12 protein-coding genes and 1 pseudogene are annotated in these 12426 nt (G+C 62.5%); 7 read left to right on the plus strand and 6 right to left on the minus strand.

The features are described from left to right. Positions 1 to 8 precede the first annotated feature (8 nt). The 5 genes and pseudogenes from paaB to EGO55_RS04950 all read right to left on the minus strand — a co-directional run bounded on the left by paaB (position 9) and on the right by EGO55_RS04950 (position 4468). A complete protein-coding gene (paaB, locus tag EGO55_RS04930; protein WP_021691348.1) occupies positions 9 to 290 on the minus strand; it encodes a 1,2-phenylacetyl-CoA epoxidase subunit PaaB in 282 nt (93 codons plus the stop codon). A gap of 16 nt (positions 291 to 306) precedes the next feature. Further along, entirely contained in the window at positions 307 to 1293 is a 987-nt protein-coding gene (paaA, locus tag EGO55_RS04935) for a 1,2-phenylacetyl-CoA epoxidase subunit PaaA (protein WP_021691347.1), read from the minus strand. 74 nt (positions 1294 to 1367) lie between these two features. Continuing rightward, positions 1368 to 2566 (minus strand): annotated as a pseudogene (gene pcaF / locus EGO55_RS04940) (3-oxoadipyl-CoA thiolase). 28 nt (positions 2567 to 2594) lie between these two features. Further along, entirely contained in the window at positions 2595 to 3026 is a 432-nt protein-coding gene (paaI, locus tag EGO55_RS04945; protein WP_021691345.1) for a hydroxyphenylacetyl-CoA thioesterase PaaI, read from the minus strand. Continuing rightward, positions 3023 to 4468, minus strand: coding sequence for a 3-hydroxyacyl-CoA dehydrogenase NAD-binding domain-containing protein (locus tag EGO55_RS04950; RefSeq protein WP_021691344.1), 1446 nt, complete (start codon positions 4466 to 4468; stop codon positions 3023 to 3025). Before EGO55_RS04950 ends, paaI begins: the two co-directional genes overlap by 4 nt. Before the next feature lie 123 nt (positions 4469 to 4591). On the opposite strand from EGO55_RS04950, the gene paaG reads away from it, so the two are divergent. From paaG to EGO55_RS04965, 3 genes are read left to right on the plus strand one after another with little or no spacing between them, the layout of a single operon-like run. Beyond that, on the plus strand, positions 4592 to 5383 hold the full coding sequence (paaG, locus tag EGO55_RS04955; RefSeq protein ID WP_021691343.1) for a 2-(1,2-epoxy-1,2-dihydrophenyl)acetyl-CoA isomerase PaaG: 792 nt from the start codon (positions 4592 to 4594) through the stop codon (positions 5381 to 5383). A gap of 30 nt (positions 5384 to 5413) precedes the next feature. Next, entirely contained in the window at positions 5414 to 7441 is a 2028-nt protein-coding gene (paaZ, locus tag EGO55_RS04960; RefSeq protein ID WP_021691342.1) for a phenylacetic acid degradation bifunctional protein PaaZ, read from the plus strand. A gap of 16 nt (positions 7442 to 7457) precedes the next feature. Further along, entirely contained in the window at positions 7458 to 7757 is a 300-nt protein-coding gene (locus tag EGO55_RS04965) for an EthD family reductase (protein ID WP_021691341.1), read from the plus strand. A gap of 29 nt (positions 7758 to 7786) precedes the next feature. Here the strand turns inward: EGO55_RS04965 and EGO55_RS04970 are convergent, their stop codons facing one another. Continuing rightward, positions 7787 to 8734 (minus strand): helix-turn-helix domain-containing protein, encoded by a 948-nt coding sequence (locus EGO55_RS04970; RefSeq protein WP_124916725.1) that lies wholly within the window; start codon positions 8732 to 8734, stop codon positions 7787 to 7789. Between the two features lie 78 nt (positions 8735 to 8812). Between EGO55_RS04970 and EGO55_RS04975 the strand changes: the two genes are divergently transcribed. From EGO55_RS04975 to EGO55_RS04990, 4 genes are read left to right on the plus strand one after another with little or no spacing between them, the layout of a single operon-like run. Continuing rightward, complete coding sequence (locus EGO55_RS04975; RefSeq protein WP_021691339.1) at positions 8813 to 10159, plus strand: aromatic ring-hydroxylating oxygenase subunit alpha; 1347 nt, start codon at positions 8813 to 8815, stop codon at positions 10157 to 10159. Then, on the plus strand, positions 10146 to 10676 hold the full coding sequence (locus EGO55_RS04980) for an aromatic-ring-hydroxylating dioxygenase subunit beta (RefSeq protein ID WP_021691338.1): 531 nt from the start codon (positions 10146 to 10148) through the stop codon (positions 10674 to 10676). Before EGO55_RS04975 ends, EGO55_RS04980 begins: the two co-directional genes overlap by 14 nt. A gap of 12 nt (positions 10677 to 10688) precedes the next feature. Further along, complete coding sequence (locus EGO55_RS04985; protein WP_021691337.1) at positions 10689 to 11495, plus strand: SDR family NAD(P)-dependent oxidoreductase; 807 nt, start codon at positions 10689 to 10691, stop codon at positions 11493 to 11495. Then, a complete protein-coding gene (locus EGO55_RS04990; RefSeq protein WP_021691336.1) occupies positions 11492 to 12394 on the plus strand; it encodes a VOC family protein in 903 nt (300 codons plus the stop codon). Before EGO55_RS04985 ends, EGO55_RS04990 begins: the two co-directional genes overlap by 4 nt. Positions 12395 to 12426 lie beyond the last annotated feature (32 nt).

Below are 12426 nucleotides of genomic sequence, written 5' to 3' on the forward strand. Positions count from 1 at the left end.
CGTTTGCCTCACATGTGATCTACGGCTGCGGGGAGCACGTAAAAGGTTGGATGGCGATAGATCTTGCTGGCCGCCGGCTCGAACAGTTCCGCGTCCTTGCCCGGGTCGGAAGCGACGATATCTCCCGACCGCACGACCCAGATACTCACCCCTTCGAGACGGCGCGTATAGGTATCGCGGGCATGGCGCAGCGCCATTTCCGCATCGGGTGCATGGACAGAACCGGCGTGGCGATGATCAAGCCCGCCACGGGCACGCACGAAAACTTCCCAGAGTGGCCAGTCTTTCATTCGATCCTCCAAGCTTTCAGGCAGCAGCAAGCGCGGCGCGCTTGGCCTCATGGGCAGTGGCGGCATCGCGCACCCAGGCACCTTCGTCCCAGGCGGCACGGCGCGCTGTGATCCGTTCGCGCGCGGTGGGGCCTTCGCCGCGCACGGCGGCGTAGAATTCGTCCCACTGGATCGCGCCAAAATCGTAATGCCCGCCTTCCTCATTCCACCGCAGATCCGGATCGGGAATGGCGAGACCAAGCAGTTCAGCCTGCGGCACCGTGGCATCGACGAACTTTTGACGCAGTTCGTCATTCGTCTCGCGCTTGATCCGCCAGCGGATCGATTGGGCGCTGTTGGGCGAATTGTCATCGGGTGGCCCAAACATCATGAGCGCGGGCCACCACCAGCGGTTGAGCGCATCCTGGGCCATGGCCTTCTGTTCCGGGAGGCCGTTCACCAGAGCGAGCAACAGATCGTAGCCCTGACGCTGGTGGAAACTCTCTTCCTTGCAAACGCGCACCATGGCGCGCGCATAGGGACCATAGGAGGTGCGCTGTAGCGGCACCTGGTTCATGATCGCCGCGCCATCCACCAGCCACCCGATCGCACCGATATCCGCCCAGTTAAGCGTCGGATAGTTGAAAATCGTCGAATACTTGGCCCGGCCAGAATGCAGCGCGTCAATCATGTCCTCGCGCGACGTGCCCAGCGTTTCCGCCGCGCAGTAAAGATAGAGACCATGCCCGCCCTCGTCCTGCACTTTGGCGAGGAGGATCGCCTTGCGCTTCAGACTGGGCGCACGGGTCAGCCAGTTGCCCTCAGGCAGCATCCCCACGATCTCGCTATGCGCGTGTTGCGAAATCTGGCGCACCAGCGTGCGGCGATAAGCCTCCGGCATCCAGTCGTTCGGTTCGATGAATTCATCGGCAGCCACGCGCGCTTCGAAGGCGGCAAGAAGCCCGGCATCCTCGATGGTCACCGGCGGGTTCGCCGCGCTCTTGTCCAGTTCGGTCGTGTACATGGGCGATTCCCTTTCTGGTTTCATCAATCTCTATATTTAATCGACCGGTCGGTCAATTAAATATAGAGATGCTTTCAGATGCGCTCGATCGCGAGCGCAATGCCCTGCCCCACGCCAATGCACATGGTGCACAGGGCACGACCCCCCCGGAATTGACCAGTTCCTGCGCAGCCGACATCACCAGACGAGCGCCCGACGCGCCGAGCGGGTGGCCCAGCGCAATCGCGCCCCCGTTCGGGTTCACATGCGCCGCATCGTCCGGCAGACCGAGCTGACGCAGCACGGCAAGACCCTGTGCCGCAAAGGCTTCGTTAAGCTCGATCACATCCATGTCACCGATCCCCAGACCCAACCGTTCGAGCAATTTCAGGCTCGCCGGTGCCGGGCCGATCCCCATGATCCGCGGGGCGACCCCGGCAACCGCGCATCCAAGTACGCGGGCGCGGGGAACCAGATCGTAACGTTCGACCGCGAGGGCGCTGGCAAGGATGATCGCCGCTGCGCCATCGTTTACCCCGCTCGCATTCCCTGCCGTCACCGTTCCGTCGGGCCGGACAATCGGGCGCAGCCCGGCAAGCGCCTCGACCGTCGTTTCCCGGGGATGCTCGTCGCGATCCACCACCAGAGGGTTGCCCTTGCGTCGCGGGACCGTGACAGGCACGATTTCCTGCGCGAACCGGCCATTGGCCTGGGCGGCAGCGGCACGGCGCTGGCTTTCCAGCGCGAACCTGTCCTGATCTTCGCGACGGATGGCGAAATCCCCGGCAACGTTTTCCGCCGTCTCGGGCATCGAATCGATGCCAAATTCCGCTTTCAGGCGGGCGTTGACAAACCGCCATCCGATAGTCGTGTCATAGATCGCATGGTTGCGGGAAAAGGCCGCGTCGGCCTTGGGCATCACGAAAGGCGCCCGCGTCATCGATTCGACCCCACCCGCAATGATCAGGTCGGCATCGCCCGCCCGGATCGCGCGCGCCGCCATCGCGACCGCGTCCATGCCCGAACCGCAGAGGCGATTGATCGTGGTGCCGGGCGTCGCATCGCCCAGTCCGGCAAGCAGCCCGGCCATTCGCGCCACGTTGCGATTATCCTCACCCGCCTGATTGGCGCAGCCGAAGATCATGTCGTCAATCGCGCCGACTATCGCGGGATTGCGGTCCCGCAGCGCAGCCAGCGGTACGGCCGCAAGATCGTCCGCCCGCACTTCGGCAAGCGCACCGCCATAACGGCCGATCGGCGTACGGACGGCATCGCAAATGAAAGCTTCGTTCATGGTCTTGTCCCGAATGGATGGCAGATTGTCAGGGCAGTTCGATCACCGCGCCGCCAATGCTGCGCGACTGCCCGTGGAAATGCGCGATAGCGCGTTGGTCATCGCGCGTGCGTATCTGCACGCTGTAGACCCCGCTGCGTCCGCTGACGGATTCCTCCCGCGCCTCGGCAATCAAGGTTTCCCCGATCCCCGCCGGGGCGAGAAACACGATCGAGGCGCCTTGCGCGACCGTGGCGATATTCCGGCTGTTGCAGGCGTAGGCGAACGCGGTATCCGCCAGCGCGAAAATCATCCCCCCGTGGATAGTCCCATGCCCGTTCGTCATGTCGGGCCTGATTTTCATCGCAACTGAGGCATACCCTTCACGCGCATCGAGAATTGCAATGCCCCAGGCCCGACCCGTCCCTTCCTGATCGTAGAGGCGCTGCGCAACACGCAAGGCGAGCGTATCGTCAATCATGCGACGTCCCTCAGCAGAGCGAAACCGGCAGATGGCGCATAGATGGCATCGTCCGACCCTCTGGCGATATGGACGAGAGCCTGCTCGACCGTGTCCACGCCATGGCGCATCGTCCAGTCGCACGGCCCTTCGGGATGATTGGCGCCCAAACGCATGGCGGCATCGATATGCGCGATGCTCGCGACATCCTCAGCCAGAGCGTCTGCCGCCGCGTTCGCCAATTGCGCGAGCGAGCGCAGGACGATCTGCCCCGGCCGGTCGGGCACGGTATGAACGGTAACGCCAAGCCGGGCGCCCAGCATGGCAGCCACCGCATATCCGGCGGGCGTACGGACAGTCACGCCGATCGCATTGGCCGTGATCCAGTCTCGCACGATGTCGAGCAACACGTCGACATCCTCGCGTTCGGCCAGTGTCCGCCCATCGCCGATGGCAAGCCGCAAGCTATTGATCGACAGGTATCCCGATGGCAGTTCATCCACCCGCGCAACCAGACAACCCGCTTCCCGCAAACGATCGAGCAACGGCTCCAGCGCCCCGCAATCGGCCGCGGCCTGCACCGTTTCCAGGGGATGCTGGCGCTCCGCTTCCGCCGCAACCGGGCGCGGCGACACATAGTCATAGAGCCCTCGCCCACTCTTACGCCCCAGCAGCCCGTTCTCTACCAGTTCTGCCTGCTCCGGGCTGGGCCGGAAACGCGCCAGCCCCTGCCGTTCGGAATGGATTGACCGGGCCACCGCGTAATTGATGTCGTGCCCTATGAGGTCAGCGAGTGCCAAGGGCCCCATCCGAAAACCGCCAGCCCCCGTCATCAGGGCATCTATCGTCTCGGGCTCTATACCCTCGCCAAGCGCGGCGAACGCTTCCCCATAGTAAGGTCTGGCAACATTGTTGACAATGAAGCCCGGCACATCCCGCGCCACGACCGGCACCTTGCGCCACGCCTCAACAAGGCGCACCAGCATTTCGACCGTTGCCGGACTGGTCGTCGGGGCCGGAATGATCTCGACCAGTTTCATCGCTGGCACCGGATTAAAGAAATGGAGGCCCGCAAACCGGGCCGAATCTGCACAGTGATGCGCCAAGGCGTTGACCGACAATGACGAAGTGTTGCTGGCAAAGATCGTGCGCGGGCCCATCTGCGCCGACACTGTGCGTACAAGATCTGCCTTTGCATCGGCATCTTCGACGATCGCCTCGATGATGATCGTTGCCGCATCCGCCCCGATCGGCGTCCCGGCATAACGGATGCGAGCCTCGAGCGAGGTACGCTCCGCCGAATCCAGCAGCCCGCGCTTTTCCGCTGCTCCCGCCATCTCCGCAACAAGCATGCGCCCCCGTTCGAGGCCAGCTGGCAATGCATCCACCAACACCACACGATGCCCATTCTGCGCAGCGACAAAGGCGATGCCCGCACCCATCGTGCCGGCACCGACAACCATTACCTCTTCACGATCAGAATTCCTGTCTCTCATCCGTTCCGCTTAGCCCGACTTTTCGCGCTTGCCAATATTTGTCCGACCGGGCAGTTAATTTATATGCGAATCAGCCTGCGGGAGTGGCGTGTGGAATACGAGACCATTGGGCTTGGGATTGAGGACGGCGTGGGCAAGGTTACGCTCAACCGACCGGATCGACTGAACAGCTTCACCGTGCGTATGCATGAAGAGCTTGCGGATGCCCTGACGCGGATCGAAAATGATCCGGCAGTCCGGGCCGTCCTGCTTACCGGCACCGGTCGGGGGTTCTGCGCCGGGCAGGATCTTTCCGATCGCTCTGTCTCCCCCGGCGGCGAAGGCGTGGATCTGGGGGAGTCCGTCGAGCGTTACTATGCCCCCCTCGTCCGCCGACTGGCAACGATGCCACGCCCGGTGATCTGCGCCGTCAATGGCGTCGCCGCAGGGGCCGGGGCAAACATCGCATTGGCCTGCGACATTGTGATTGCCGCGCGCAGCGCCAAGTTCATCCAGTCGTTCGCGCATATCGGCCTGATCCCGGATTCCGGCGGCACGTGGGTGCTTCCCCGGCTGGCCGGACAAGCCCGGGCATTGGGCCTCGCGATGACCGGCGCCCCCCTGCACGCGGAAACAGCGGAACAATGGGGCGTGATCTGGAAATGCGTCGACGATGACGCCTTGGCAGACGAAGCGGCGGCCCTCGCGCGGCAGTTCGCGGCCGGTCCCACACGTGGACTGGTGGCAACCAAGATGGCCCTGCGCGAATCGTTCGGCCGATCACTGGACGAAGCACTCGCCATGGAACGCGATCTCATGCGCGAACTGGGCAGAAGCGCGGATTACCGGGAAGGTGTCTCCGCCTTCATGGAGAAACGCCGCCCCACCTTCACCGGCATATGAACCCCTTGCTTTAACTCGGACAGACTCAACATGACGACAAGACTTCAAAACTATTGCGCCGATGCTTGGATCGAAGGCAGCGGCTACGGCCAGCCGGTGATTTCCGCAATCGATGGTGCAATCGTCGCGGTGGCTGGCAGCGAAGGCCTCGATTTTACGGCAATGCTGGATCATGCCCGCAAGATCGGCGGGCCCGCCCTGCGCGCCCTGACCTTTCATCAACGCGCGGCGATGCTCAAGGCGTTGGGCCAGGCGATCCTTGCGCGCAAGGAAGAACTTTACGCGCTTTCTGCCGCGACCGGGGCAACCCGGGGCGATAGCTGGATCGACATTGAAGGGGGGGCTGGCACGCTCTTCACCATGGCATCCAAAGGCCGCCGCGAATTGCCGGACGACGTGCTTTTCGCAGATGGCGATCACGAACCCATCGGCAAGGCCGGCACTTTCATCGGGCAACACGTCTACACGTCGCTGCGCGGCGTTGCGCTGCACATCAATGCCTTCAATTTCCCGGTGTGGGGCATGTTGGAGAAGCTGGGTCCAACGCTCCTTGCAGGGGTTCCCGCAATTGTGAAGCCAGCCACGGCAACATCGCAAGTCGCCGCGCTTGCCGTCCGGATCATGATCGAGGCGAACGTCCTGCCCAAGGGCGCGCTGCAACTGATCGTCGGCGGGATTGGCGACACGTTCGACCACCTGACCTGTCAGGATGTCGTATCCTTCACCGGATCGGCCGCGACCGCCATCAAACTCCAGTCACACCCGGTCATCGCACGGGAATCGGTGCGCTTCGTTGCCGAAAGGGATTCGATCAACGCATCGGTGCTCGGACCCGACGCAACCGCGGACAGTCCCGAGTTCGACCTGTTCGTTAAAGAAGTCGTGCGGGAAATGACCGTAAAGGCGGGTCAGAAATGCACGGCAATCCGCCGCGCCTTTGCCCCTCGCCCGTTGCTGGAAGCTGTCCAGACAGCACTTGTTGCGCGCCTTTCCCGCGTTGTCGTGGGCGATCCCGCAGTTGAAGGGGTAACGATGGGGGCGCTGGTCAGCCTGTCCCAGCGTGAAGACGTGCGGCAAAATGCGCGTGCCCTGGCGGGTGAATGCCAGTTGGTGTTCGGTACTATCGATCAGGTGGAGGCAAACGGCGATACCGCCCGCGGTGCGTACCAATCCCCCCTGCTCTTCCGAAACGACACCCCATGGGATGCCCGGGTCGTCCACGATATCGAGGCATTCGGGCCGGTGTGCACCCTGATGCCCTATAACGACCCGGCTGACGCGCTGGCGCTGGTCAATCGCGGGCAAGGCTCGCTTGCACTCTCAGTCTTCACCCACGCACCGGATACCGTGCGGCAATTCGTGCTCGGCGCAGGGGCCTTCCACGGGCGCATCGTGTTCGTGGATCGGGATTGCGCAAAGGAATCGACCGGGCACGGATCGCCCTTGCCTATGCTTATCCACGGCGGACCGGGGCGCGCGGGCGGCGGCGAGGAAATGGGCGGCGTGCGCGGCGTGAAACATTACATGCAACGCACCGCCCTGCAGGGCCACCCGCGCAGCCTGAGCGCGGTGCTCGGCCAGTGGTTGCCCGGCGCACCGCAGCCGGACGCGGGTGTCCATCCATTCCGCAAATCGTTCGGTGAACTGGAAATCGGCGACACGCTCAAGACCGCATCGCGCAGAGTAACGCTTGAAGACATCGAACATTTCGCCGATTTCACCGGCGATAACTTCTACGCGCACATGGACGAGATCGCCGCGGCGGCAAGCCCGATTTTCGGTGGCCGCGTTGCGCATGGCTATCTCATCTTGTCCTTTGCCGCCGGACTGTTCGTCGATCCGGCACCCGGGCCGGTTCTCGCCAATTTCGGGCTAGAACACTTGCGGTTCGTGAAACCGGTCAAACCGGGCGAAGCGATCAGCGTCGCTCTCACCGTGAAGGCAAAAACACCGCGTACGCCCGAAATGGGTGAAGTGCGCTGGGCAATTTCCGTCACCAACGACAGTGGCGAACTTGTTGCGGCTTACGACCTGCTGACAATGAATGCCCTGCAATAAAGACAAGGATGATACGATGACCATCAAACTCATGGCGATCTACGCAACGCCCGACGATACCGCTGCCTTCGAACAGCATTATGAAACCGTACACACACCGCTGGTCGAAAAGATTCCCGGCCTCGCGTCCCTGAAAATCACACGCAGCCGGCAACGGCTGATGGGCGATCGCGACATCTATCTGGTGGCCGAGATGGCGTTCCGGGATCAGGCGACATTCGACCGGGCGATGGCATCGGATGAAAACAATGCAGCGGGCCGGGATCTCGCCAACTTTGCCAAGGGCAAAGTCACGCTTCTGATCGCGGAAGACTGAAATCCGCTATTCCCAAAATCCGTGGTGGCTCAGTCCGGGTCCGCACCTGATACGGCGTTCCGCCGACTGGTCCGCCAGCGGCCCGGACTTACCGCGAAGCGGCGGACGAACGCCCGGTTGAAAGCCGCTTCCGTGCTATAGCCGATCCGCTCTGCGATCAGCTTCACCGGGCTATCCTCCCGCATCAGCATGTCTGCCGCCATATCCATCCGCAGGCCCGTCAGGCATTGCAATGGCGGAACGCCCAGCAGTTCCTGAAAACGTACGGCAAAGGCGGTACGCGACATGCCCGCCACCTTTGCCAGCCCTTCGACCGTCCAGGGCGCAGCGGGCGCACGGTGAAACGCCGCCAGTGCCCGCCATATCCGCGAATCCTGCAACGCCGTGGGCAATGCCCTGCGCAATTGTTCGGCTTCTTCCGACATATGGCGAACCAGCACGATGACGAGAAGTTCGGCGAGCCTTTGCAGGATTCCCGCGCGATCCACACGTTCCCGCTCGGACGAAAGCTCGAGCACGATCAGATCGCTCAACTGCGCAACCCAGTTCGCCGACGGCCCCGGATGATCCCGCGGCACATGGACCGTGGCCCAGAAGGATGCCAGCAGCAGATTGGCTTCCAGTGGCACATGGCCGGCCAACAATTCCAGCGGATGATCGGTGTCCGGGCACCACGGTTCGAGCTGTGTAAACTTGCGCGATCCACCAGGACGGCACGATGGTTCCGCCAATTCCAGTGTGCGCCGCCCGTCAATCCCGATACAGCTTCCGGCAGTCACTATGATCGGTGGTTCATTTTCCAGTCTGACCGCCAAAGTGCCCCGACGGACGTGAAAAAACCAGCTTTTGGGTGATGCCGAAAATTCAATCCGCTCCCCCGCCCGAAATCGCAGGAAGCCGAATTCCACGCCTTCCATGCGGGGTTCGGGAAGCCGTGCAAGCGATGTTATTTTGAACGATTGATCAAGTGTTTTCACGTCGCAGCCAAAGCCTGAACAAGCGGTCAGCGATATACGCCTTTCCTGAGACAAAAGTCAAAATTCAGGAGAGGTCCAGTGACGGGCTTTGACGCCGCCACAGTGCGGGATAATGCGACGCGCATCTTTGATAAGGATGCCGGAACGATTGAGGCCAGCGCCTATGTCGATCCGGACATCTATCGTCTGGAGCTGGATACGATTTTCCGGCGCTCCTGGCTGTTCCTCGCGCATGAAACGCAGATCCCCAATCCGGGCGATTTTCTGGCGACCTATATGGGGGAAGATCCGGTCGTCGTGGCGCGCCAGAAAGATGGCGAGGTCAAGGCTTTTCTCAACCAATGCCGGCATCGCGGCATGCGCCTGTGCCGCTCAGACGCGGGCAAGGCCAGCAACTTTACCTGCGTCTATCATGGCTGGGTCTATGGCCTCGGTGGCGAGCTGGTGAATGTGCCGCTTGAAGAACCAGCTTACGGCACTGTCGATCGCGCGGCGTGGAGCGCACGCCCGGTCCCCCGCATCGCCCGCTACAAAGGCCTGATCTTCGGCTGCTGGGACGAAAACGCCCCGGACTTCGTGGACTATCTGGGCGATGCGGCGTTCTACCTCGATATCCTGCTGGATCGTTCCCCCGCCGGCACCGAAGCCATTGGCGGCATCCACAAATGGGTGATCCCGTGCAACTGGAAGTTTGCGGCTGAACAGTTCGCCGCCGATTCCTATCATGCCTTGTTTGCGCATCTCTCCGCCGCAGCGGTTACCATGCCGGATGGCAGCTATTCCGCGGACTGGGGCGGCAACGGGTTCCAGTTCACCAGCGACCGCGGCCACGGGACCGGCTTCCTGCTGGACGCCGGACGGCGCGAAATGCTCACGGCGTTCGTCGGACCGGAAGTGGCCCGCTATGCCATGGAAGAAGGTATGGACAGCGCGGTCGAACGGCTCGGCGTGGCGCGTGGACAGCGAATTCATGCCCAACACATGACGATCTTCCCTAACTTTTCGTTCCTGCCATCCGTCAACACTGTGCGCGTGTGGCATCCGAAAGGCCCGAACGAGATCGAGGTCTGGGCGTGGAGTCTGGTCGACGCGGATGCATCGGATGCGGTGAAGGAAGCCTATCGCGTTGGTGGGCTGCGTTCATTCAGCGCCAGTGGCATCTTCGAGCAGGAAGATGGCGAAAACTGGGTCGAGATCCAGCGTTGCCTGCAAGGGCCGGTGGCACGCGACACGACCTTTCATGTCGGCATGGGCCTTGGCCGCTCGAGCATCGACGACCCCGATTTCCCTGGAGAACTCGGCTGGGTTTTCTCGGAAGTCGCCGCGCGCGGATTCTACAGCCAGTGGCAACGCCTGCTGACCGATCCGGATGCGCCGCTGATCCCCTCCACCCGGCGCGAGGAGGCCCGTCATGCCGCAGAATGATGCCATCACGCTGAACGCCCTCGCCCTGCAGCATCGGGTTGAGCGCTTCTATTATGACGAAGCCGCGCTTCTCGACGATCGTTGTTACAACGACTGGCTGACATTGTTTGCCAAAGACATTCGCTACGTCATGCCCTTGCGGACCAACCGCACCCGGCGTGAATGGAAACTGGAATTCTCCGGCCCGCATGAAAGCGCGTATTTTGACGAGGATTACGCGTCGCTCGACATGCGCGTGCGCAAGTTTGCCAGCGGCACCAACTGGGCAGAAGACCCGCCGTCGCGAACGCGGCACCTGATTGGCAACGTGCGGATCGTGGATGACAATGCGGGTGAAATAACGGTGCGATCGGCCTTCATCGTCTATCGCAACCGGCTTGAGCGGCAAACCGAGGTTTTTGCGGGTGAGCGGGAGGACCTGCTGCGTGCCGACGGCGCAACCTTCCGCATCGCCCGCCGCCACATTGCTCTCGATCAGGGCACGCTGCTCACCAGCAGCCTCAGCTTCTTCTTTTGAACGGGGGCACACATGGGCAGACTCGAAGGACAATCCGTCTATCTCACCGGTGGCGCTGGCGGGCTAGGGCTGGCGATCGTAAACCGGTTCGTGGCCGAAGGCGCACGTTGCGTGGTGCTCGATCGATCCGTTCCGTCACAGGACGCCGCGCTTGCCCTTGGTGGCGCTGCGCTATTCGTCGAAGGAGACGTGCGCGATGCGGCCGCCCACAAGCACGCGGTCGAAACCGCGCTCGCGCACTTCGGCAAGCTCGATTGCTTTGTCGGAAATGCAGGCGTCTGGGACTTCAATCGGTCGCTGCGTTCCCTGGATGCGACGACTCTGGAAAGCGGATTTCACGAACTGTTCGACATTAACGTGCTGGGTTATCTGCTCGGCGCACAGGCATCGATCGACGCCCTCACCGCAAGCGAGGGGAGCATGATCTTCACGCTGTCCAACGCTGCAACCATGAGCAACGGCGGCGGCGTACTGTACACCGCCGCCAAGCACGCCGGGCACGGTATCGTGCGGCAACTTGCCTACGAGCTTGCGCCACGGGTCCGCGTCAACGCGGTTGCGCCCGGCGCGATCCTGACGGGGCTCAGCGGTCCAGCCAGCCTGGGCCTCGACGATCAGACGATCCGTTCGCTGGGTTTTGAAACCGTTGCCGACCAGATCGTGCCAATCGGCCGGATTCCCGAAATCGAAGAATATGTTCCCGCCTACGTCTTCCTGGCGGCGCGGGACGAGAACGTGCCCGCGACCGGCATGGTGCTCCGCTACGATGGCGGGCTGTCCGTGCGCGGTTTCCTGTCAGCCAACGGAGACGGACAATGAACGATGCGCGGAACGAAACCGCCGGTGTGGGTGCACTCGGATACATCGGCATCGGCGTGTCCTCCCCGGAAAAGTGGGCCGAGTTCGGCAATCTTCTTGGCCTGATGCCGGGTGCGCCGGGGACGGACGGGTCCATTCGTTATCGCATGGACGATCAGGCATGGCGCATCGCCCTGCATCCGGATTCGTCCGACGACTGCCTCTACGCCGGCTTCGATTGCGGAACCAGCGCAGGTTTCGAAGCGGTCCTCGTGCGGATCGCGCAGGCGGGGATTACCGCCACGCGCGATGGGGATCTGGCGCACGTCCGCGGGGTCATGGAACTGGCCCGACTGGTCGATCCCGACGGCGTGCCGCTCGAACTCTACTATGGACCGCGCATAGTGCCCGAACAGCCGTTCCGATCACCGCAGGCCCTGTCAGGTTTCATGACCGGCGCCAACGGTTTTGGCCATATGATCGTCAATGCGAGCGATCCGGCGGCGAGCCTGGCGTTTTACGTCGATGTGCTGGGCTTGTCGCTGTCCGACCGCATTCTGTTCGAGGCCGCGCCAGGCGTGGTCATCCCGCTGGTCTTCCTGCATTGCAATGAGCGCCACCATTCGATTGCCATTGCGCCGAAGATGCCCGGCAGCAAACGCGTGCATCACCTGATGTTCGAGGTTCCAGGGATCAACGACGTCGGGCTTGCACTGGACCGCGTGACTGCTGCGGGGCTGGAAATTTCCGCCACGCTCGGCCGCCATTCGAATGATCACATGATCAGCTTTTACGTCCGCACGCCGAGCGGCTTTGAAGTGGAATACGGCTGTGCAGGTCTCGCGGTGGATCGCGCCACCTGGACGGTTTCCGATCACGCCAGCATCAGCATCTGGGGCCACAAACGCGAACACATCTGAACAACGCGCAAAAAATGCGCGAACGAACGAAC

The sequence above is a fragment of the Caenibius tardaugens NBRC 16725 genome, from assembly GCF_003860345.1.
Lineage (GTDB): Bacteria > Pseudomonadota > Alphaproteobacteria > Sphingomonadales > Sphingomonadaceae > Caenibius > Caenibius tardaugens.

Bases quoted from the DNA above. Each gene is read 5' to 3' on its own strand.
- paaA (WP_021691347.1), bottom strand. From the start codon at position 1,293: ATGTACACGACCGAACTGGACAAGAGCGCGGCGAACCCGCCGGTGACC.
- EGO55_RS04980 (WP_021691338.1), top strand. From the start codon at position 10,146: ATGCCGCAGAATGATGCCATCACGCTGAACGCCCTCGCCCTGCAGCAT.
- paaZ (WP_021691342.1), top strand. From the start codon at position 5,414: ATGACGACAAGACTTCAAAACTATTGCGCCGATGCTTGGATCGAAGGC.
- paaI (WP_021691345.1), bottom strand. From the start codon at position 3,026: ATGATTGACGATACGCTCGCCTTGCGTGTTGCGCAGCGCCTCTACGAT.
- paaB (WP_021691348.1), bottom strand. From the start codon at position 290: ATGAAAGACTGGCCACTCTGGGAAGTTTTCGTGCGTGCCCGTGGCGGG.
- EGO55_RS04985 (WP_021691337.1), top strand. From the start codon at position 10,689: ATGGGCAGACTCGAAGGACAATCCGTCTATCTCACCGGTGGCGCTGGC.
- EGO55_RS04950 (WP_021691344.1), bottom strand. From the start codon at position 4,468: ATGGTTGTCGGTGCCGGCACGATGGGTGCGGGCATCGCCTTTGTCGCT.
- EGO55_RS04965 (WP_021691341.1), top strand. From the start codon at position 7,458: ATGACCATCAAACTCATGGCGATCTACGCAACGCCCGACGATACCGCT.
- EGO55_RS04990 (WP_021691336.1), top strand. From the start codon at position 11,492: ATGAACGATGCGCGGAACGAAACCGCCGGTGTGGGTGCACTCGGATAC.